The sequence below is a fragment of the Acinetobacter sp. YH12100 genome, from assembly GCF_013419135.1.
GTDB lineage: Bacteria > Pseudomonadota > Gammaproteobacteria > Pseudomonadales > Moraxellaceae > Acinetobacter > Acinetobacter pseudolwoffii.
The window spans coordinates 26256-49054 of record NZ_VPAQ01000022.1 but is presented as its reverse complement, the minus strand read 5'-3'; the positions used below and the strand labels follow the sequence as shown (position 1 = coordinate 49054).

The 22799-nt window shown below is 45.4% G+C and carries 15 protein-coding genes and 1 pseudogene; 9 read left to right on the top strand and 7 right to left on the bottom strand.

Annotation, left to right across the window (positions count from 1 at the left end; translation table 11 throughout):
- From FTU40_RS13330 to FTU40_RS13320, 3 genes and pseudogenes are all read left to right on the top strand, one after another.
- Positions 1–110 (top strand): annotated as a pseudogene (locus FTU40_RS13330) (IS701 family transposase); the annotation flags it as partial.
- Positions 111–301: 191 nt separating this feature from the next.
- A complete protein-coding gene (gene acs / locus FTU40_RS13325; protein ID WP_074383876.1) occupies positions 302–2248 on the top strand; it encodes an acetate--CoA ligase in 1947 nt (648 codons plus the stop codon).
- Between the two features lie 138 nt (positions 2249–2386).
- Positions 2387–3568 (top strand): acyl-CoA dehydrogenase family protein, encoded by a 1182-nt coding sequence (locus tag FTU40_RS13320; RefSeq protein ID WP_180041155.1) that lies wholly within the window; start codon positions 2387–2389, stop codon positions 3566–3568.
- 65 nt (positions 3569–3633) lie between these two features.
- On the opposite strand, the gene FTU40_RS13315 is transcribed toward FTU40_RS13320, so the two are convergent.
- The 4 genes from FTU40_RS13315 to msuE form a co-directional block, all read right to left on the bottom strand.
- Positions 3634–5049, bottom strand: coding sequence for a deoxyribodipyrimidine photo-lyase (locus tag FTU40_RS13315; RefSeq protein ID WP_100534522.1), 1416 nt, complete (start codon positions 5047–5049; stop codon positions 3634–3636).
- Between the two features lie 120 nt (positions 5050–5169).
- Positions 5170–5790, bottom strand: a complete 621-nt coding sequence (locus tag FTU40_RS13310) for a riboflavin synthase subunit alpha (RefSeq protein ID WP_100329499.1) — start codon at positions 5788–5790, stop codon at positions 5170–5172.
- Between the two features lie 181 nt (positions 5791–5971).
- Complete coding sequence (sfnG, locus tag FTU40_RS13305; RefSeq protein ID WP_180041153.1) at positions 5972–7084, bottom strand: dimethylsulfone monooxygenase SfnG; 1113 nt, start codon at positions 7082–7084, stop codon at positions 5972–5974.
- Positions 7085–7113: 29 nt separating this feature from the next.
- Positions 7114–7848 carry an FMN reductase gene (gene msuE / locus FTU40_RS13300; protein ID WP_005095088.1) on the bottom strand — a complete coding sequence of 245 codons (735 nt, stop codon included), beginning with the start codon at positions 7846–7848 and terminating at the stop codon, positions 7114–7116.
- A 377-nt stretch (positions 7849–8225) separates the two neighbouring features.
- Here msuE and FTU40_RS13295 point away from each other — a divergent pair, with 377 nt between their 5' ends.
- Positions 8226–8876, top strand: a complete 651-nt coding sequence (locus FTU40_RS13295) for a response regulator transcription factor (RefSeq protein ID WP_004281370.1) — start codon at positions 8226–8228, stop codon at positions 8874–8876.
- Between the two features lie 80 nt (positions 8877–8956).
- Here FTU40_RS13295 and FTU40_RS13290 read toward each other — a convergent pair whose 3' ends face one another.
- Both FTU40_RS13290 and FTU40_RS13285 read right to left on the bottom strand, forming a co-directional pair.
- Positions 8957–9718: a hypothetical protein gene (locus FTU40_RS13290; RefSeq protein WP_005095093.1), complete on the bottom strand. Its 762-nt coding sequence runs from the start codon at positions 9716–9718 to the stop codon at positions 8957–8959.
- 410 nt (positions 9719–10128) lie between these two features.
- On the bottom strand, positions 10129–13620 hold the full coding sequence (locus FTU40_RS13285; protein WP_074383882.1) for a PAS domain-containing hybrid sensor histidine kinase/response regulator: 3492 nt from the start codon (positions 13618–13620) through the stop codon (positions 10129–10131).
- Positions 13621–13802: 182 nt separating this feature from the next.
- Here FTU40_RS13285 and FTU40_RS13280 point away from each other — a divergent pair, with 182 nt between their 5' ends.
- The 4 genes from FTU40_RS13280 (at position 13803) to FTU40_RS13265 (ending at position 18949) form a co-directional block, all read left to right on the top strand.
- Positions 13803–14135, top strand: coding sequence for a DUF485 domain-containing protein (locus FTU40_RS13280; protein ID WP_004890697.1), 333 nt, complete (start codon positions 13803–13805; stop codon positions 14133–14135).
- Position 14136: 1 nt separating this feature from the next.
- A complete protein-coding gene (locus FTU40_RS13275) occupies positions 14137–15843 on the top strand; it encodes a cation acetate symporter (RefSeq protein WP_180001002.1) in 1707 nt (568 codons plus the stop codon).
- 246 nt (positions 15844–16089) lie between these two features.
- Complete coding sequence (locus FTU40_RS13270; protein WP_005095099.1) at positions 16090–16803, top strand: ion channel; 714 nt, start codon at positions 16090–16092, stop codon at positions 16801–16803.
- A 175-nt stretch (positions 16804–16978) separates the two neighbouring features.
- Entirely contained in the window at positions 16979–18949 is a 1971-nt protein-coding gene (locus FTU40_RS13265; protein ID WP_180041151.1) for a choline BCCT transporter BetT, read from the top strand.
- Between the two features lie 68 nt (positions 18950–19017).
- On the opposite strand, the gene omp33-36 is transcribed toward FTU40_RS13265, so the two are convergent.
- The gene (gene omp33-36 / locus FTU40_RS13260) at positions 19018–19929 is read right to left on the bottom strand and encodes a porin Omp33-36 (protein ID WP_373686069.1); all 912 of its coding nucleotides are present in this window, start codon (positions 19927–19929) and stop codon (positions 19018–19020) included.
- 1112 nt (positions 19930–21041) lie between these two features.
- Between omp33-36 and FTU40_RS13255 the strand changes: the two genes are divergently transcribed.
- Complete coding sequence (locus FTU40_RS13255) at positions 21042–22748, top strand: diguanylate cyclase (protein ID WP_180041139.1); 1707 nt, start codon at positions 21042–21044, stop codon at positions 22746–22748.
- The last annotated feature ends 51 nt before the right edge of the window (positions 22749–22799 follow it).

The following is a 22799-nucleotide window of genomic DNA, read 5'->3' as shown; positions in this document are numbered from 1 at the left end:
AAAATGTATATCGTTGGCAGAAGAAATTATTTAGACCAGTTATCAAAAACTTCATTGATGACTTTATTCTCGATAAAAATCATCTGCTACCACAGAGAATCTATAAATAATAGTGCGTAAGTCCTATTCTGTACTGTAAGTTATGCTTTATTTTGTTTGAATTTGAATAAATAATCTACGACGAAAGCATGATTGCCGGATTCGAAATAAGCAGGCCATACTGCCATTATGCATAAAAAACAATCAACAACACAGCATTAACCTCTCGTGATGAGATAGAACAAAATCAAGGAAGTGACATATGCAAGAGATCTATCCAGTACCCGAAGATTTTAAAAAAACAGCACGCACGCTTGAAGACCAGTATTTCGAACGTTATCAACATTCCATCGAGCAGCCAGAAGCATTCTGGACAGAACAGGCACAACGTCTGGACTGGATCAAGCCTTTTACCCAAGTCAAAAATACCAGTTTCGATCCCGACAATTTTAAAATTGAATGGTTTGCTGATGGTCAGCTCAATGTCAGCGCCAACTGTCTGGACCGTCATCTGAAAGAACATCCCTATAAGCCGGCCATTATCTGGGAAGGGGATCATCCTTCACGGCACAAGATTATTTCTTTTGCCGAGTTGCATGACGAAACCTGCCGTTTCGCCAATGTGCTGAAAAAAAATGGCATTGCTAAAGGCGACCGGGTGATGCTGTACATGCCCATGGTCTCTGAAGCCGCGATTGCCATGCTGGCCTGCGCACGCATCGGGGCGGTGCATTGCGTGGTATTTGGTGGATTTTCACCTGATTCTCTGGCCAGCCGGATTGAAGACTGTCAGGCCAAAATGGTGATTACGGCCGATTCCGGTATGCGTGGCGGGAAACCGATTCCGCTGAAAGCCAATGTTGATGAAGCCCTGAAACTGGCTGGTACAGACTCCATTCAAAATGTAATAGTGGTGCATCGCACCGGCAACCCGATTGAAATGCAAGAGGGGCGCGACCTGTGGTATCACATGGAAATCATGTCGGTGAATGACATTTGCCCACCGGAACCGATGAATGCCGAAGATCCGCTATTTATCCTGTATACCTCAGGTTCGACCGGCAAGCCCAAGGGCGTGATGCATACCACGGGCGGTTATTTGACTTATGTGAATTGCAGTTTCCGCGAAGTGTTTGACATCAAACAGGATGATATCTTTTGGTGTACCGCAGATGTCGGCTGGATTACCGGACATTCCTATGTGCTGTATGGCCCCCTGTCGAATGGCACCACGACTCTTATGTTCGAGGGTGTTCCGCAGTATCCGAGCTGGGCGCGTACCGGACACATTGTCGATAAGCATAACGTCACCATTCTCTATACCGCACCGACAGCCATCCGCGCCATGATGCGTGAAGGCGATGCCTTTGTGCGGGAAAGTGACCGCAGCAGCCTGAGAATTTTAGGTTCGGTGGGTGAGCCGATTAATCCTGAAGCCTGGAACTGGTATTACACCGTGGTCGGTGAAAGTCGCTGTCCCGTCATTGATACCTGGTGGCAGACGGAAACCGGCGGTTTTATGATTACGCCATTGCCAGGCGCGACTGATTTGAAACCGGGTTCTGCAACACGGCCTTTCTTTGGGGTACAACCTGCGATTGTCGATGCGGATGGTAAGGAGCTGGAAGGCGAAGCTGAAGGCAATCTGGTGATTAAAGATTCCTGGCCGGGCCAGATGCGAACCATCTGGGGTGATCCGGAACGTTTTATCGAAGCCTATTTCTCGACTTATCCGGGTACTTATTTTACCGGAGATGGCGCGCGTCGCGATAAAGACGGTTATTACTGGATTACTGGCCGGGTCGATGATGTGCTGAATGTGTCCGGACACCGTTTAGGCACAGCTGAAGTTGAAAGTGCGCTGGTGGCGCATGAAGCAGTGGCTGAGGCTGCTGTGGTGGGTATGCCGCATGACATTAAAGGGCAGGGAATTTGTGCCTTTGTCACCTTACAGGCCGACGTGACCAGTTCAGATGAATTGCGTGCTGAACTGGTGAGCTGGGTGCGCAAGATTTTGGGGCCAGTGGCGACACCCGATGCACTGTACTGGGCACCCGCTTTGCCCAAAACCCGTTCAGGGAAAATCATGCGCCGGATCTTGAGAAAGATTGCAGCCAATGAGCTGGATAGCCTGGGCGATACCTCGACATTGGCTGAACCACAAGTGGTGGATCATCTGATTGCAGAAGTACAAGCCAATCCTCGTTAAATAGCTAAAGTCCACAAGCAAAATACCGGCTGCACGCAGCCGGTATTTTTAGATCAGGAATAAGCTCTGCATGCTTTCGAATATAGCGCAACGTCTTGATCTGCTAAGCTGCCCACATGCTGAACATGAGTTAAAATAATGAATGTACGATCACCATATTTAGATCAATCTCCTGTCGATATTGCCCAGAAACTGGCAGAACAATTTGCCCAAACTGCCGCAGTGCGAGACAAGCAGGGCGGTAATCCCAAGCATGAACGAGACCTGATCCGTAACAGTGGTCTGCTCGGCTTGTCTATTCCTGTTGCCTATGGTGGACAGGGTGCAGACTGGCGGACAATTTTTAAAACCATTCAGACCCTGGCGCAGGTCGATAGCTCTCTGGCGCATATTTATGGATTTCATCATTTATTGATTGCCACCGTACAGCTATTTTCCCAACCCGAGCAATATGGCAAATGGTTTGCACAGACTGTCCAAAATAATCTGTTCTGGGGCAATACTCTCAATCCGCTGGATCGTCGTACCACGGCAACTCAAGTCTCAGAACATGAATATATTTTCCATGGTGATAAAAGCTTTTGTTCTGGTTCGATCGATTCGGATATGTTGCTGTGTTCAGGTTATAACGAAGCAGGAAAATTGCTGATTGGCGTGATTCCTACCCAGCGACAGGGTGTGAGCTTTCTAGGCGACTGGAACAATATGGGCCAGCGCCAGACTGACAGCGGCACCAGTCATTTTGAACAGGTCAACATTCACCGGGATGAATTGCTGCTCAATCCGGGGCCACTGAGTACGCCGTATTCCAGTTTACGTCCATTGATTGCGCAGCTGATATTTGTGCATATGTTTCTCGGTGTCGCCGAAGGGGCTTTTGAAGTTGCCAAACAGACCGTACAAACCCAAAAAGCCTGGTCAAAATCCTTGGTTGAACATGCAGTGAATGATCCTTTTACCCAAAAGCATTTTGCCGAGTTTTATGTGCAGCTGGAAAGCGTGCGTTTATTGGCAGATCAAGCCATTCAGACCTTGCAGAAAGCTTGGAATATCGGCCCTGATCTGACTGCCGAGCAGCGTGGTGAAGTCTCGATTGCGATTGCCACCGCCAAAATTGCCGCGACCAATAGCTCTTTATATATCACCCAGAATATTTTTCAGGTCATGGGTGCACGGGCAACGACTGCGCAACTGAATCTGGACCGGTTCTGGCGTAATGTTCGGACTCAAACCTTGCATGATCCGGTGGATTATAAATATCAGGAAGTGGGGGAATGGGTGCTGACCGGAAAAGTGCCTGATCCAAGTTTTTATTCCTGATCCTAATAATAAAACAGCCTCTATATGAGAAGCTGTTTTATTATTTTTAAGATGACGGGTCTTTTTTAAAGCTGCTTAAAAGCCTCGATTGCCCGGACACGGGAAGATTTTAAATCCACAAGCGGTTTTGGATAGTCCAGTTCACGGTCAGGGTTTTTGGCGTAGGGTTCATGAATGCTTTTGGCATCTAGATGCGCCAGTTCAGGCACCCACTGACGGATATAATCCCCATTCGGGTCGAACTTCTGTGACTGGCTGACCGGATTGAAAATCCGGAAATAAGGCACCGCATCCATACCCGTCGAAGCACACCATTGCCATCCGCCATTATTGGCTGCCAGATCACCATCAATCAGCTGCTGCATGAACCAGCTTTCTCCCAAACGCCAATCGATCAGCAGGTTTTTGCACAGGAACATTGCGGTAATCATGCGCACCCGATTATGCATCCAGCCGGTGGCCAGTAGCTGCCGCATCCCGGCATCTACAATCGGGATCCCGGTTTGGCCCTGTTGCCAGGCTGCCAAATCTTCAGGTGCATGCCGCCACTGGATTTTATCGGTATTTTCTTTAAACGGGCGATGTCTGGAAACGCGGGGAAAATCGAACAGGGTATGCTGATAAAACTCACGCCACAGCAGTTCATCCAGCCAGGTTTGTTGACCGAGATCATCGATCTGGAAATAGCCATGATGTTGTTTAAACAGCGCCTGAATGCACTGGCGGATCGAGAGAATGCCGATATTTAAATAAGGCGAGAGTTGACTGGTGCCATTAAGCGCTGGAATATCACGATCTGTTTGATAGCTGCTTAAGCGGTCTTCGATAAAATCATCCAGCATCTGTAGGGCATGAGTTTCATCTACGGGCCAAAGTTTTTCAGAATTTTCTATTGAATAGCGACCCGCAAACTTTTCCAGATCAAAATGTGTCAGCTCTGCAGGCAATTCGAGCAAGTCCTGAGACGCAATCACAGGATAAGCAGAAGGCACATCGAGAATCAGCCGCTCATAGCATTTTTTCTTAAAGGCACTATAGACTTGATAGGGTTGATTGGACTGATTGCGGATACTCGCCAATGGAAAGAGGGTGCGATCATGATACAGCTCGACCCGAATCTGCTGCTGTTCCAGTCGTTGCTGAACCTTGAAATCACGCTGTAGTTCATTGACCCCAACTTCAATATGTGCATGCACACTATCAATCTGCAAGTTTTGGCAGAGTGCTAACATCTCATCAGCAAGATTACGCCACAAGCCGACTTCTCGCACAATTAAAGGAATATTCAGTTGTTCTAGTTGCTGTTTGAAAACCTGTAGCCGTCGCAGATAAAAATCGATTTTGATCGGCGCATCTTGATGTAACTGCCATTGCTCAGGAGAAAGCACCACCAAAGCCACACAGGGGCCTTGTTGAGTGGCATGCCACAAAGCGGCATGGTCTTGAATTCGAAGGTCTTGGCGAAACCAGATCAGATGCATGGTACTTTCTTAAATCAGGGAGTTAGCCTGCATTTTAGGCAATCTGCTACCGATGGAATAGTATTAAAATATTAATATGATAGGAGACTGATTTTTGCACGTACCAGTCTCTTTATACCATTAAGCTTTGGCTTGATAAATATTTTCCAGAGTATCCACCAAAGTACGGGTCATCTGGTCAATTTCATAATTCACTGTATCGCCCACCTGGATGTGCTTCCAGGTGGTCAGACGCAAGGTTTCTGGAATCAGGTCAATCGAAATTTCACTGTGGGCACGATCGACACGGTTCACGGTCAGGCTGCAGCCATTTAGCCCAATAAAGCCTTTTAGGAAGAAGTACTTGATATTACCCTCTGGAATCTGTAAATCGATATGCAGGGTTTCACCGCGAGCTTCAATCTGGATGACCTTAGCCCTGCCTTCAATATGGCCATACAGATTATGTCCACCGTTTTCTGCACCGACTTTGGCAGAGCGTTCAATATTCACTTCATCACCAATTTTTAAGGCTTTCAAGGTGGTAAGCGCCAAGGTGACATTGGAAATATCAAAATGAATCTGTTTCTGCGCCCGGTCAATCGTGGTCACCGTGAGACAGACACCATTTACTGCCACACTGGCGCCAATAAACACATCTGCAAAAAAGCCGTGCTGATCACTGACCAACAGGGTAATAAAACCATCGCCTTTGCGAATCTCGATGACCTGTTCCAGGCCTTGGACAATACCGGTATACATAGTTAAAACGTCTATTCTTGCAATTGCATCCCATTGTAGGCAGGAAAGCTAAATCCGGCTAGCGCTTTACTGGACTGCTTGGTTTCTGTCCGGATAAAAAACCCCTCAAGCCGAGCCTTGAGGGGAAAATTTGCAATGTGCCGTCATTATTATAATATTTGGGCATAAGCACCACTTAGATTTAAGCGGATTTAGCCTGTACAACCTGCTGTTGTTGTACTTCTAGCTCACGCACCAATGGCAACACCTTTTCTCCAAAATATTCGACTTCTTCAACACAGTGCAAGAAACCGGAAAGCACCAGATCGACTCCAATATTTTTTAAAACTACAATACGTTCAGCAATTTGCTGCGGTGTGCCAATTAAATTGGTCTTGAAACCGTCGTTATACTGGACTAAATCTTCAAAACTTGATTTTGCCCAGTTGCCTTCGCCTTCAGTTGTCGAGGCACCGGCTTCACGTGTCGCTTCAGCAAAATTTTTCACTGCTTTGATATTGGCCTTATCAATAATTTCCTGTAACACCGCTTTAGCTTGTTCTTCAGTATCACGTGCGATGATAAAGGCATTGACCCCAATTTTTACAGTGTGATTATTGGCCCGGGCTTTTTCGCGAATATCATCAATCTGTTTTTTCAGCTCTTCAGGGGTGTTGCCATTGGTGAAATACCAGTCTGAAACACGTGAAGCCATATCGCGCGCCGCACGTGAACTGCCACCCTGAAAAATTTCGACCGGTTTATCCGGGAGCGGTTGTGGGCGTAAGGTATAGTCTTTAAATTGATAGAACTTGCCATCAAAATTAAAGTGATCCGTATTCCAGATTCCGCGCAAACTGCGAATAAACTCTTCTGAACGGGCATAACGCTGGTCATGCTCTGGCCATGCTTCGCCAATCGCATCAAATTCGCCACGGAACCAGCCACTGACCACGTTAATCGCAATCCGGCCATTGCTGAGCTGGTTAATGCTGGCCAATTGTTTTGCCGCAAGCGCAGGTTTCCACGGCCCGGGTAAAATTGCTGCAATTAACTTGATCTTGCTGGTTTGTGCGAGCAAGGCATGACTGAAGCTGACAGATTCATGCTGGTTTTCTGCACCATAGCTTGACGCAAAACGAATCTGGGTCAGGCCATATTCAAAACCGCTTTTTTCTGCTGCTTGTGCCAGACGCACGTTATATTCATAGCTCCAGTCGGTACGCTGTTCGATGGTACTGACGACAAAACCGCCACTGACATTCGGAACCCAATATGCAAATTTGATGTCTTGCTGTATTTGCTGTTGTGACATATTTCAACCCTCGAAGTGAAAATCGCTGATCAAGCAACTTGCGTTTGCGCTGATTTTTTACTGTGCAAGCGGGATTCTGCTGCATCCAGACTTGGTACAGCCGCAGAGGGCAAGACTTCTTCTTGTTCGATTTGTTTATTGATGCTCAAGTTCTGGTTGGCCTGTTGGGTTTTTGCTTTAATGACTTCGGCACGTTGTCCTTTGGCCGGTGCCCATTCCAGAATAGGCAGGGCACGTGCTACTGCCAGGGTAATACGATCGCGGAGCAATTCACTGTGAATGGTATATTCAGGAGTGAAATCACGATCAGTCGCATACACGCCAATCGGTAAAGTCTGAGCCTGGAAAAAGCTGAATAATGGACGTAATTGATGTTCGAGCACCAGCGCATGTCGGTCACTACCACCTGAAGCCGCTAAAAGTACCGGTACATCGACCAGTGCAGTCTGCTCGACAAAATCAAAGAAATGTTTAAACAAGCCGGTAAATGAAGCGCGATATACGGGTGTACCAACAATCAGTGCATCTGCAGCTTCGACGGCGGCCAGATCATCCTGAACGCGCTGCGGTAATTGATTACGATAAATCGCACCACCCAAGAGCGAACCAATTTCACTAAATTTAATAAAATGTACATGAATTGGTGTCGCTTCACCCAGTTCATCAATAATGGCCTGAACCAAGGCTTCAGTTTTAGACGGATGATTTAAACCACCCGATACGGCAACAATATTTAAGGGTTTTTGCGCATTAAAATTAGACATGTTTAGAACCTAAAAAATAGGAGTAATCTCGGAATGTCCTTATTAATCCCGATTCAGTGCCGGGCTGTAAAATAACGAAAAGCTGAAAAGTTATCTGATTTTTCGATATATGAAAAAAGCCTGGTTTATAAGCATTAATTTTAATATAAGTTTTTGATATGTAGATTTATATTGAATATAGCTAAGCTTTTTAATTTAGGAATACGTTATATATAAAAAAGTGATGAGAATTAAATAATTATTGAAATACCGCGAAAAATGGTGATTTTGAAGAAAAACTGCATATTATTTTAAAAATTGTAGAGTCTTGCATATCCTTAACCGGGTTGTGTGGTTAGAATAGGGTCTACCGTGCCAAGATCTCTCACACGTTGCCTATGAATATTTTAATCGTTGATGATCATCCACTATTTCGTCATGCCTTGATTCAGGCTGTACGTTATAGCCTGCCACAAGCCCAGATTCATGAAACTGCGGCAGTCAATGAATTTTATGAACGTCTAGAAAATGGCCCCGAGCCTGATCTTGTGCTGCTGGATTTAAATTTGCCAGGCGCATCAGGTTTTTCTGCCTTGGTACACGTCCGCGCGCAATATCCGTCGCTGCCGATTATTGTCGTGTCTGCGCATGAAGAAGTCAGTATTATCCAGCGTGCCATTGCGCATGGTGCCATGGGCTATATTCCAAAATCTGCCCATCCAAGCCATATTGGTGAAGCGATTCGCGAAGTGCTGGAAGGCGAGATCTGGTTGCCGCCAAATCTGCCAGCCAACATGAACTTTGACCCGCGTGCTGCCGATGAAACGGCTTTGGCGGAACGGATCCAGTCTTTGACCCCACAACAGTTCCGGGTATTGATGATGGTGGCCGAAGGCTTGCTGAATAAGCAGATTGCTTATGAACTGGACGTATCAGAAGCGACCATTAAAGCGCATGTGACTGCAATTTTCCGTAAGCTTGGCGTACAAAACCGGACACAAGCGGTATTGGCCATTAATGCACTGAATATTGAAGACCGGAAAATGTAAGTTCTGTATATCCGCATGGAAAAAGGCCTCCTTGGAGGTCTTTTTTTATCTGAATAATTCAGTGAAAAAGCATGCATATATTAAGCAATATAATCCTGCTTGCGGGTGAAATCATCGCAGAATAATGGATTTAAGGCACATTGCAATTCATCGATCTGATCTTCGGTGACATAACCTTTGGATTTCAGATACTCTGCCACGCGATCATCTCGCAGGCTCAGGAAAGTCGCATCATAAACACCCAGATCGACAAAGAGTGCAGCCGTTTCCAGACTGTTAAAACGGTCCAGATAGACTTCATTGTCATACATCAGGAAGATATGATCATCGCGCGTGTTCGGATCGACATGTAAACGCTGCGCTAGCTCATGCGGGCAGGTTTTAATAAATAGTAAATCAGACAGCTCGTCAAACTGGCTGGTATCCAGACAGTTATCTTCGTTTTTGACTTTACCCAGCCAGGCCTTAAACACCAGGACGGCACCACCACGCAGCAACATGCTCCAGATCTGATGACGAGTTTGCGCCGGCAGATCCGCTGTTTCAGCTTCTAAAGACTGAAGCAGTTTGTCTTCCTGCTCGGCAATCCGTTCAAACAGACCCAGTCCTTGCGGCTTGTAAGCATAAGGTTCAAAGACATCAAAATGTAATTCATCAAAAACTTGCAGTGCCAGCGGGACTGCACTCTGATACAGCGTTTCCAGCGCCTGATACTGGGCATCATTCAGCTTGCTGTATTTAAAGATCTGTGCCCAGTCAATGCTTGGCAATAAGGCATTGGCGCCATATTGACGGTGGAACTGCTGGGCCTGATTCAGGCCATGGTTTTGATCTATGTTCATGTGAAGAACTCCGATATGCAGAAAGATCAGCTACCCAAACAATCAAGGCATGTATGAGATGGAAACTGATCGTTTCTTATTCCTCTATTTTTAGAGCCAAGCATAGCTGATAAAAAATACGACTAAAGTTATAGTGCTGGAAAATTACCCTTTAATTATGAGTTAAAACAAATAGATAATTAATTGTAAATAAGTGTACTGCTGTACAGGTACAGATTGGTCATTTTTTGCCATGGTGAATTAGAAAATGAACATTTTGGTCAATTTATTCGGCTGTATTTTCGGCATATTTGCTGCTTTTAGCACATTAGAATAAATTTTATGCAAGCTAGGTGATTTTCTGTGGCAGTTGAGTATAAAAAATGCCCATTTTAAGCTTTAAAATGGGCATTCATGAATGCAATACAATCTTAGGAATCAGAAATTTTCAGTCCGGATAACCATGATCGTAAGGATGCAGGTTTCAGTGGTTTTTTCAGCAATACAATATTCAGCTCTTTCAGGCGCTGTGGCAATTCCGGATCGGAATCGGCAGTAATCAGCGCCACCGGAACATCATTGCGGCGCTGTTCCAGAATAAAGTCTAAACCGATCTTGTTCTGATTGAGATGCTGATCGACCAGCCAGACCTGAATATTTTCCTGCTGAATCAGCCTCAATGCCTGCTCTGGTTCGGTGGCTTTAAAGACTTGATAACCCCATTTGCTCAACAAGGTCGCCATCCCTTCCAGAATGGTTTCATCATTATCCAGACACAGGATTTTAAACGCCTTGGTTTTTAGTGGTACGGCCTGAACAGGTGCAGCGACGACTTTGGGTGCTGCGATGACAGGCACTTCAATCATAAAACAGGAGCCTTTGCCCAGCGCCGAATACACATGCACAGGATAATCCAGCATGCTGGTCATGCGTTGTACGATGGCCAGACCCAGTCCAAGGCCCTGTTCACCCCATGGAGAGGTATGGCCGCAACGTTCAAACTCCTGAAACAGCTTGATACGTTGTTCTTCGGCAATCCCCGGTCCGGTATCCCAGACGCCAATGCGGATATGATTCGGTTTGGTACTGGAGCGTAAGACCCCGACCATCACTTTACCTTTGGCGGTATAACGCAGCGCATTACTGACAAAGTTCTGGATAATCCGGCGAATCCACTGTGGATCGGTATCAATCCAGAACTGCGCATCATGTACACTGAATTGAATGCCACGTTGTGCCGCAATGGATTTAAACTGCAGTTCCAGATCACTGAGCAGGTCATGTAGCGGATAGGCCTGACGTTTCGGCTGAATGGTACCGCCTTCCAGTCGGGCAATATCCAGTAGCGCAGACAGCATGCTTTCTGCACCATGCAGGGCACGATCTAGTTGCTGCAAGGTCTTGCGGTCTTCGTCATTTTGCACGCTTTGTTCCAAGGCAGTACTGAACAGACGCGCCGCATGCATCGGCTGCAACAGGTCATGACTGGCGGCGGCAATAAAGCGGCTTTTCGACATATTGGCTTTGTCGGCCTGTTCACGCGCCAGTTGCTGTTCGGACAAGGCATCTGCCAGCTGTTGGGTACGATCCTGAACCCGGGCTTCCAAGACGGCTTCATTTTCACGGAAGGCAGTAATATCGGCAAAAGTCGTAACGAAACCACCCCCTTCGATCGGATTACCACGCATCTGAATGACCCGGCCATCTTTACGAATCCGTTCAAATTCATGGGCACTGCCGACCTGCATCCAGTGAATACGCTTGCGGACATGTTCTTCGACCGAACCCGGCCCACATTCACCACGTTCGGCGTTATAACGGATCAGATCTGCGATTGGACAGCCGACATAGACAATATCGGTCGGATAATCGAACAGTTTCAGATACTGATTATTCCAGGCCACCAGACACATGTTTTCATCGACTACGCTGACCCCTTGGGTCATGTGATCAATCATGGTCATGATCAGATTCTGGTTAAAACGTTGCCATTGCGAGGCCTGATCGAGAATGTTGGCGACCTGACCCAAGGCCAGGCCATTATTGACCATGGCCGTGGTCAGCAGGGTACGTGCCGAAGCTGCCCCGATGGTACCGGCCAGATATTGTTCGGTAAAACGCCACCACATGCCATTGGCGCTGCTATTTTCATTCAGTTCGACACTGTTTTGGGTACAAAATTGCTGAAAAGCGCGGGTAGTGGGCCCTTCACCGGTAATGCGCTTGGCCAGGGTAATCAGATCGCCGACTTTTAAACGCGCCACATCCTGATGCGAATAACTGACTTCAGTTGAGGGACTCTGCGATGGCAGTGGCTTGGTTTCATAATAGAAGAAACTTTCAGCCTGAATCTGTTCGGCAATACTCGGACGGAAAATCCGCGAGATCCAAATATATAGGATTGTATTCAGGCCCAGTGCCCAGACCACCCCATGCGTCAGCGGATCAAACGATTCGAAACCGATCAGCGCTTCAGGACGTAACCAGTTCCAGCCAAAAGGGCCGTTAGTGAGCAGATTTTGGCTAAAGCGGTGATAGGCTTCTGGCAGGCTGCGCAGAATGGTGGGAAATAGCAGGGTATAGGACCACAAGGCAAAACCGGTCAACAGACCCGCATATACGCCCTGCTTACTACCACCGCGCCAGTAGAGGCCACCGATCAGGGCAGGGGCGAATTGTGCTACCGCACTAAAGGCCAACAGGCCAAAAACAGAAAGCTGATCAATATCATTAAAGAAGTTGAAGAACAGGAAGCCCATTAACATCACGCCCAGAATACAGATCCGGCGGGTAAATTTCAGTACCAGCGGCAAGCGTTTATCATGTCGGGAAATCAGTTTCAAACGCCATAGCGCTGGCATAATCAGATCATTACTGAGCATGATGGAAAGTGCCACAGAAGACACCAGCAGCATCCCGGTAGATGCGGAAAAGCCGCCCAAGAATGCCAATAAAGTGAGCCAGTCCTGATTATAGCTGAGGGGTAAGGACAGGACCGCCACATCTGGAATTGCCAGATATTGCGGCGCCGCATGCAATGCCCAGCTGGCAATCGGAATAATCGCCAGCGTGGTCAGAATCAGATAAACCGCAAACCAGCGCCGTGCACCGCGGATATGTTTTTCATCACGCAGCTCCACCACTGCCACATGGAACTGGCGTGGCAGGCAGATAACTGCCAGGGCTGCCAGCAAGGTCTGAACCCAGAAACTTTGCGGAACCCCAAACAGCTGGACATCACGGAAGGTGGTACTGATATCTGTGCTGATCTGTGCCATATTTCCTGGTGCTTCAAACATAAAGAAACAGGCGACTGCCAGCAGGGCAAAGAGCTTGACAAAGGATTCAAAGGCCACGGCCAGCATCAGACCGCCATGCTGTTCAGTATTGGCAATCTGCCGGGTGCCAAAGATCATCGCCAGAATGGCCAGTACACCGGTCAAAAACAGCACCCCATTGGTGGTGTTGGCAATTCCGGCAGATGGTTCCAGAATGACAGCGGCACTCAGGGCAATGGCACGTAACTGCAAGGCCAGATAGGGCACAATCGCCACCACTGCCAGAATAGTTACCAGCGAGGCGAGGGGACCACTTTTACCATAGCGTGCTGCGACAAAGTCGGCAATTGAAGAAATGGCATGATGCTGTCTCACCCGTCCCAGACGGCGCCAGATGTCATAGCCGACAGCAACGAAGAGCAGTGGGCCTAAGTAAATCGGCAGGAAAATAATCCCTTCACGTACCGCAGCACCTGTGGCGCCATAAAAGGTCCAGGAGGAACAGTACACTCCTAAAGTTAAACTAAACAATAGCATGCGCCCACGGGTACTCAGCCGGCTGGCATGTTTTTCCCCGTAGAAAGCGCAGATAAAGAGTAATGCGATATAGAGGGCGAGTACCCCTATGATGAGCCAACTGTTCATATAGCCTGATGTGTACTGAGCATGCCGCTATGATAACGCATCGTGAACGCTACAGTTTAAATTGATCATTTTTTAACGACCAAAGTCTAAATTACAAGCACCTACGATTATTGTTAATTTGCAACAGTGATAATTCGAATTAAAAAATAGTCGGCCCAAGGTTGGGCTTCAGGAGAGTAATTATGGATGAGGTACAAGTAGATCGCATTCTACAAAATCCAAAATTCAAAGAAATGGTTGCCAAGAAAAGTCGTCTTAGCTGGACGCTTACGGCAATCATGTTATTCGTTTATGTCGGCTTCATGCTTTTGGTCGGCTATAACAAAGAGTTTCTATTGTCTTCACTTTCAGGTGGTGTGACCACGTGGGGTATTCCACTCGGTCTGGGCATCATTGTTTTGTCGTTTCTCTTGTGTGGTGTGTATTCCTACATTGCCAATAACAAACTGGATCAATTGACCGAAGAAGCAATCCGTGAAGTTGAAGCAATCGCTCATGAAAAAGGACCACGTTAAGATGAAATGGAATTCTCTTATTGCCCTGGCGACCACCCTTATGGCTTCAGGTATGGCTTTTGCTGGTCCTGATCTGGGTGCCGCAGAACAGCAACCAACCAACTGGCCTGCAATTATCATGTTTGTGATTTTCGTAGGTGCAACACTGTTCATTACCAAATGGGCAGCGAAACAAACCACCAGCACCAAAGACTTCTATACGGCCGGTGGCGGTATTTCCGGTTTTCAGAATGGCCTGGCGATTGCCGGTGACTATATGTCAGCAGCTTCTTTCCTGGGTATTTCCGCGATGGTGTTCCTGTCAGGCTTTGATGGCTTGCTTTACTCACTGGGCTTTATGGTCGGCTGGCCGATCGTATTGTTCCTGGTCGCAGAGCGTTTGCGTAACCTGGGTAAATATAACCTGTCAGACGTGGTTTCTTTCCGTTTGCAGGAGAAACCGGTACGTACTCTGGCGGCTTTGAGCTCGTTAGTCGTTGTGGCGTTCTACCTGATTGCACAGATGGTCGGTGCAGGTCAGCTGATCAAACTCCTATTCGGTCTAAACTATAATATTGCAGTTGTGATCGTTGGCTTGTTAATGATGGCCTACGTGATGTTCGGCGGTATGTTGGCAACCACTTGGGTACAGATCATCAAGGCGGTGATGTTGCTGTCTGGTGCAACCTTTATGGCATTCATGGTCATGAAAGGTGTGGGCTTCAGCTTTACCAACATGTTTGAACAGGCGATTGGTGTCTACTCAAAAGTACATGACTTGAGCCTGACAGATGCGACCAAAATCATGGGTCCGGGTAGTCTGGCGTCTAATCCGATTGATGCGATTTCTTTAGGTCTGGCATTGATGTTTGGTACAGCAGGTCTTCCACATATTTTAATGCGTTTCTTCACGGTAAAAGATGCTAAAGAAGCGCGTAAATCAGTCGTAGTTGCGACAGGTTTTATTGGTTATTTCTACCTGCTCACCTTCATCATTGGTTTCGGTGCGATTCTGTATGTATCGAACAACCCGCAATTCCTTGATGTTGCGAAAATGGCATTGACTGGCAAGCTGGAGCTGGTTGGTGGTAATAACATGGCTGCGGTGCACTTGTCTGATGCAGTGGGCGGTGATCTGTTCATGGGCTTCATTTCTGCAGTCGCATTTGCAACGATTCTTGCGGTGGTTGCAGGTTTGACCCTGTCAGGTGCCTCAGCAATTTCGCATGACTTGTATGCCAACGTCTTGAAAAAAGGCCAAACTACACCTGAATCTGAACTGCGCATGTCTAAAATTGCAACTTTAGGTCTTGCGATCTTCGCGATGATTCTCGGTATTCTGTTCGAGAAACAAAACGTAGCGTTCATGGTCGGTCTGGCATTCTCGGTTGCGGCATGTGCCAACTTCCCGGTGCTGGTGCTGTCTATGTTCTGGAAAGGCTTGACGACACGTGGTGCCGTGATTGGTGGTGTTGCAGGTCTGGTAACCGCAGTAACCTTGATTGTGCTGTCTAAAGCAGTATGGGTCGACACCTTGGGTATTTCGGATACGCCGGTGAACCCGTTCAATGGCCCTGCAATTTTTGCGATGCCATTGTCATTCTTCTGCTGCTGGTTGTTCTCTGTGACGGATAATTCGGCACAGGCTCAGGCAGAACGCAAAGCCTTTGATGCGCAGTTTGTACGCTCACAAACTGGTATTGGTATCTCAGGCGCATCGGATCACTAAGATCTCCGCTACGCTAAAAAAAGCCCCGTCAGGGGCTTTTTTTATGGAGATATCATCAAGTTTTTTCTTTAGTATAAACGCCGTATTGAATTGAGCTGGCTGGATTTGTGCAGCGTTATTTCAGTAATTTTCATACAAATCGCATATCTGCAAGCGACTTTGAGCATGCTATGTTAAAAGCGGCTAACCATAACAATGTGTTCCCTACATGAAGATAGTAACAAGAATAGCAACAAGAAGGGCATTATGAAGCAATCTTTGCAGCAGTTCTGGCACAGCTTTACCCATCTGCCCTCAGCATGGCTGCTTTGTTTACAATTGCTGATTTTGATCTTGTCCATGTTGAGTTATGAAAACCTGCCCTATCGGGCAATCACCTGGATGCTCGGTGTCCTGGTGTTACTGGTCATTGCCAAGGTCATTCGCCAGACGCCGATGTTTACCATTTTAGGACTCAGCTTTGTGGCCGGCGCAATTCTATTTTCTTCACTGATTGTTTTGGGCCTGCGCTATACCTGGGTCTATGTGACGGCGAATCTGTTTGAAGCCAGTGCATATTTTAGTGCTGCTTATGGCCTGTTGCGTTATATGTTTCATGACCGCTATCTGACCAAAGATGAACTCTTTGCAGCTGGAGCGGTATTTACCTTACTGGCCTGGGGCTTTGCTTTTCTTTATAGTGTCTGCCAGTTATGGGTGCCTTACAGCTTTTCAGATCCTGACTTGCAAGCCCATCAGCCTTGGCTAGATTTGATCTTTCTCAGCTTTAGTGTCCAGTCCGCCACGGGCTTGTCGGATGTGATGCCGGTCAGTCCGCTGGCACGGATGCTGGCAATTATCCAGATGTTTGTCGGGGTGATGTATTTGGCCCTGATTGTTTCTCGCTTAATTGCCTTGCAATATATCGCACGTCTACCTCATAAAAAGAACGTGAAAAATAGAGAAAACCCGCCTGAGTAATGAAGTTCATCCTTTTATTGTATTGGTTACAGTAACTTAACGGCTTTATTTTGTGTAACATCCTAAAATAGCAGGAGATCTAGCTTCCATAGACTGAATCTGTCTGATCATTTTGACCTTACCAATAATTATTTGACGCTGTTTGTCGATCCAATTTTTAAAAAATGGAGGAGGTATGCCTTCCACAAAACCATCCTGGTTTGCCAATATCAATCCAAATGTTTTTATTAGTACTGTCGCCATTATTGCGATATTTTTAGCGTTGGTCGTATTTGCACCCGATGCTTTTTCAGTTTTCACCCAGCAACTGAACCAGTGGATTACCACCTCCTTTAGCTGGTTCTATGTATTGTCGGTGGCGATATTTCTCATCCTTCTAGTTTATATTGCCCTATCGGATATGGGCAAAATCAAACTGGGACCCGACCATAGCCAGCCGAAATATAGCAGTGCCTCCTGGTTTGCGATGTTATTCACCGCAGGAATGGGGATTGGACTGATGTTCTTTGGCGTGGCCGAACCGGTGATGCATTATGTCACGCCACCTGCCGGTGAACCGGAAACTGTACTGGCTGCACAACAATCTATGCGGGTCACCTTTTTCCACTGGGGGCTGCATGCCTGGGCCATTTATACGCTCGTCGGTTTGTCGCTGGCGTATTTTGCTTATCGGCATCAACTCCCCTTAAAAATTCGCTCAGCCTTGTATCCGCTGATTGGCAAAAAAATCTATGGCCCGATTGGAGATGGCGTCGATACCTTTGCCACCATTGGTACGGTATTTGGTGTGGCCACCACGCTTGGTTTCGGGGTGACCCAAATCAATTCAGGTTTGAACTATTTGTTTGGCATTGAACAGGCACCCAGTACTCAGGTCATTTTGATTATTGTGGTCAGTGCCATGGCGGCGACTTCCGTATTTTTTGGATTAGACAAAGGAATTAAACGTTTATCTGAACTAAATTTGGTACTTGCACTGCTGTTGCTGATTTTTGTTTTTGTGGCAGGTCCGAGTATTTATCTGTTACAGACGACTATTCAGAATGCCGGCCAGTATGTTTCAAATCTGTTCAGTATGACCTTTAATCTGTATGCCTATCAGCCAAGTGGCTGGATTGGGGGCTGGACCATCATGTACTGGGCCTGGTGGATTTCCTGGTCGCCATTTGTCGGGATGTTTATTGCCCGGGTCTCGGAAGGGCGCAGTATTCGTGAATTTATCGTGGGTGTATTGCTGATCCCGACTGGATTTACCCTGATCTGGATGGGCTTTATGGGCAATGCTGCGCTGTATAGCATTATGCATGAAGCCAATACCAGCTTGCTAGAAGCAGTTCAACGTGATTCCTCTGTGGCTCTATTCGAATTTTTAGCTAATCTGCCTTTCAGCTCAGTGACCAGTATCATTGCGACTTTACTGGTGATGCTGTTCTTTGTGACTTCTGCCGATTCAGGAGCATTGGTGACTGATTATCTGACAGCAAAAAGTGAAAATTCACCGACCTGGCAGCGTCTGTTCTGGACCGTACTCATGGCTTTACTGGCTATCATCCTTTTACTGGCAGGAGGCTTAGAGGCTTTGCAATCGGCCACGATCATGAGTGCTTTGCCATTTACATTCATTATGCTGCTGATGTGCTGGGGATTAATCAAAGCCTTACATCTGGATGTCACCAAAATGCATGCGCTGCAAGCTGCACGGATCACCCCGCGTGCAATCCAGAATCCACGCAGCTGGCAACAGCGATTAGGCCTGATTATGCATTATCCGCACACTCAGGAAGAGGTGCAGCAGTATATTCACAATACAGTGAATAAGGCATTTCTCAGCTTTCAAAGTGAATTGAAACGGCGCCGATTACACGTGGCGATTAGCCCGCTAGAAGACGGTATACAGCTCCGTGTTGATCATCAGGATGAAATTAATTTTATCTATCAGGTCAATGCCACCCAGACTTTAAGTCCAAGCTTTATGTCTGAACTGGAGAATGCGGGCGTAGATTCTTATCAGGCAGAAGTTTTTTTAAGAGAAGGCGGGCAGGGCTATGATGTGATGGAATGGACCCAAGAAGATCTATTACAGGACATCATTGACCAATATGAACGTCATTTGCACTTCTTAAGTCTGGTACGTACACCTGAGTAAACGGAGTCATAAAACAATAAAAAAGGACGCAATATGCGTCCTTTTTTGATTCAGAATCTAATCAGAAATTAGAAACGGAATTTCGCATTTACGCCAACAGTTTGTGTGTCACGTACTTGTGTATTTTGCGCAAGATTTGCTTCGTAGTTAGCATTTACATAAGTTGCGCCAACTGCAACAGCAGGAGTGATGAAGTAGTTTACGTTCGCACCCCAAGCTTTGTCTGGAGAACCAGCATAGCTAGATTCCATATAAGATGCGCCAACGCTTAACTGTGGGTTAAGGAAAAGCGTAGTACCTAGGTTGTAGGCAGTGTCTTCACCATAAACTAAACCAGATTCAAAACCAATTGACATGTTTGTACCGTCAATCGCGCCTACGTATTTAGTACGTGCAGTGATTGCGTCTTGGTCTTCATTAATTGTTGCAGATTCAAGAGCAGCTTTAGCAACGCCATTAGAAACGATGTTGAAAGCGTCATAAGAAGTCTGGTCAGCAACACTGGTATAACCCACAGCAACCAAGAAGTTAGGGATTAGTAATGCACCTAGTTCTAATGCATAACGGTCACCATTGCCGTCTGCTTTACCCGCTTTGTTATCCGCGATGGTATGGCTATAAGAAGCGCTTGCATAAACAGGCACAACTTTAGTTGGGATATAAGTTTCACCTTTCACGCCGTAAGTATGATTTACAGTACGTGAACGTCCAGCTTCTTCTTGACCATTTTCGCCATAGCTATACGCTAGAGCAACATTAGATGCTTGGTTTAGGAAAGCAGCTTCAGCTAAAGGACCTTTAGAAGCATCTACATCTTTAAAGTAATAAGTACCTTGAACAGCGCCAGTGAAGTCTTTGTCATTTGCAGTGTTATCGATGTACTCTGACTGACCTTGAACTTCGAATTGATATGCTTGAGCACCGGTCATCGCTAATAATACAGCAGTGGCTAAACCTAGTTTTTTCATGATATTTACCATTTTGTTACAAAAGATGTACAACATAGAACGTATTGTATTGTAACAATTTATTAAGTCAATCCGCTTTGAATTTAGTATTTTTTCGTCTTAAAATAATGTATTAGTTTTGTGTAATATTCATCTATTTAGCTTGAAATTGAATTTTATGTAAAATTTGTTTTATAACAAAAAGCTAGAGCTTAAAAATAGAACACTACGTCAAAGATTAAGAAGAAAATGTGTGGATATTATTATTCATTAATTAAATTGATTATTGATTTTTTATCGTAAAATTCAATTTATGTTTTAAGGATAAATTCATAAATATGTCAAAAAATATAAGATGAATTATATAATTCATCACGCTTTATTATAAATTGTACAAATTTAATGCAGAATTTCTCTAGAATTGTAATAGGTGTCTCTTTTTTGAACCAAAATGTGATGCTTTTTAATCTCGACTAGGCCAATCGGCTTTACATTGTTAATAGATTTTTACATAATATCAGTATCAGGTTAAAGTTCATGTTTCATTATGATTTAACGTGATTCTCCACAATTTTTTTATTGGCCCAGCTTTCCCCAAGGTTGGGCTTTTTTTTATCCGCATTTTTTATTTACTTTCTATTCATCTTCTAAGATAGAAACTGTTCTGTAGCAATGAACTTCAGCAATAAAAATAGTAAAAATAAAGCACTAAAATGGTGCATATTAATTCATTAATAGATGACCTAAAAATATAAGCACTAAAAAAAACCCCAGTTTTCATAGAAAACTGGGGTTTTTTCGCCAAAATTTGCGGGTAAACTAAAATATCTGCTGAGGAATAATTTAACTCGCCCTAATGCGGTGCATTATGCACCCAATTGTTGCATGTGTAAATAGTGCGGAAAGCAAGTTTTGATATTTTTTTTAATGCTTAAAAGTCCTGTATTTGTGTTGTATTTTTTGTAGGATAAAACCCATAAAACTTTAGCCTGAATTTAAAAAGTAGCGCTTTTAAAAATTAAAATCAAAAAAATATAGAAAAAACATTAACTAAGTTAAATAACTACTTTAAGAGTATTTCATTTTATTTGTATAATAATCGCTCTATACAGCATTCTTTTGGTATTGGGGCGTAATAAAACAGCATGAACACCTTACGCTCAGGCTGGATCAGTAAACGTTTATACTGGGCCATGTCGATCATTATTTTAAGTCTGCTTTGTATCTGCATTCCCTTGATCGTCAGTAGTGGTCAAAATTATTTAAAATCGGTACAGACCTATCAACAGTTAGATGCACTACAACAGGTCGCTGATCTGGCCAATCGAATCTCCCGTGAGCGTGCTCCTGCCAATAAAGCCATGTCCAGTTCGGCAGAAGATTTTGCGCAGCATCAACAAGAATTAATGATTTACCGTCAGCAGGTGGATCAGCAGTTTTCCCAGACCGCTGAGGTATTGGCAGAATCCGGTTTCAACGATCTGAGTCAGCAACTTTTAAAGGTCAAAATCAGTCTTGACCATGGACGTGCCCAGGTCGATGCTTATACCCAGATGCCGCGTCAGCTGCGCAGTGCTCAGGAACTTGATCAGGCAATTCTGGCCATGTTTGCTGCATGGGACAGCTGTCGTGAAATTTTAAGAGGCGTGGTTATCGCTTCAGATAGCTCGTCGACTCATCTCTATCGTTATATTAGCCAGATTTTATTTTTATCCGATTTACGTGATCAGGCCGGTCGTGTGGCTTCGAGTATCATAGCGCATGTGACTTTTGCTACGCCTCTTCCCACGCAAAATATCACCCGTTCTTTACAGACTCAGCATCAGGTGCATTATCTTTGGGCATTGATTGAAACCATTCAACCGGCTGAAGACAAGACAGATGAATTTATCCGTTTACATCGCCGGGTAGAAACTGATTTTATTCAGCAAGGTCTGCCGATTGTTTCTGAACTGATCAATGATAGTGTGGAGAAACGTACCTATCATTTGACTGGAACCCAACTGACTGAAGCCATTGTCGATAAATTTTCGACCGTGGTTGACCTGCAAAGCTATCTGCTTCAGTACAGCAGAGAAGTGGCCATTCGGGAAATGACCACCAATATGAATCATTTGATCTGGACCGTATTGCTCTCTCTTATTTCCTTGCTTGCTGCCATTTCGACCATGATTTTTGCACGTAAGCAGGTTTTTTTGCCGCTCATTCAAGCTCGCAGAATACTTTTGAGTTTATCTAAACGTTCGGGCCGTCAGCTATCTGGTTTAAAAATACGCTCAGATAAGCATTCTGATTCTTTATTCGCTGCGATTCAGAAGTTACAGCAGATGTTGCAAGAACGCGATGCTTTGGAATTCCGGTTAAAGAATATCGCGCATTCAGATGCTTTGACCGGATTATCAAACCGTTTTGCTCTGGAAGAATATATACGTTTTCTGGAAAATCAACCGAGCCAACTGAGCCAAACCTGTTTGATGATTATCGATATTGATCATTTTAAACAGGTGAATGATCGGTATGGGCATATTGTGGGTGATCAGGTGATTCAACTGGTGGCCGAACGTTTAAAGGCCAATGTTCGGGCGACGGATTTGCTGGTGCGCTATGGTGGCGATGAATTTTTAGTCTTGATTGAAAATATCCAGATGCAACAGGCACTGATCGTTGCAGATAAAATTCGGGCTGAAGTGGCTGAGCGCTATATTCTGACTGCGCTAGGAGATGAGATCCAGATTTCGGTCAGTATTGGGGTGGCGATTGGGGCTGTTTCCTGGATGGCTTTGTTGTCAAATGCTGATGATGCTTTGTTTAAAGCCAAAGCGAAGGGACGGAATGTGGTGGCAGAGGTTTAGTCTAAAAGATTCCTTCTCTACTTTTGACTGCACAAAAGTAGCAAAATGCAT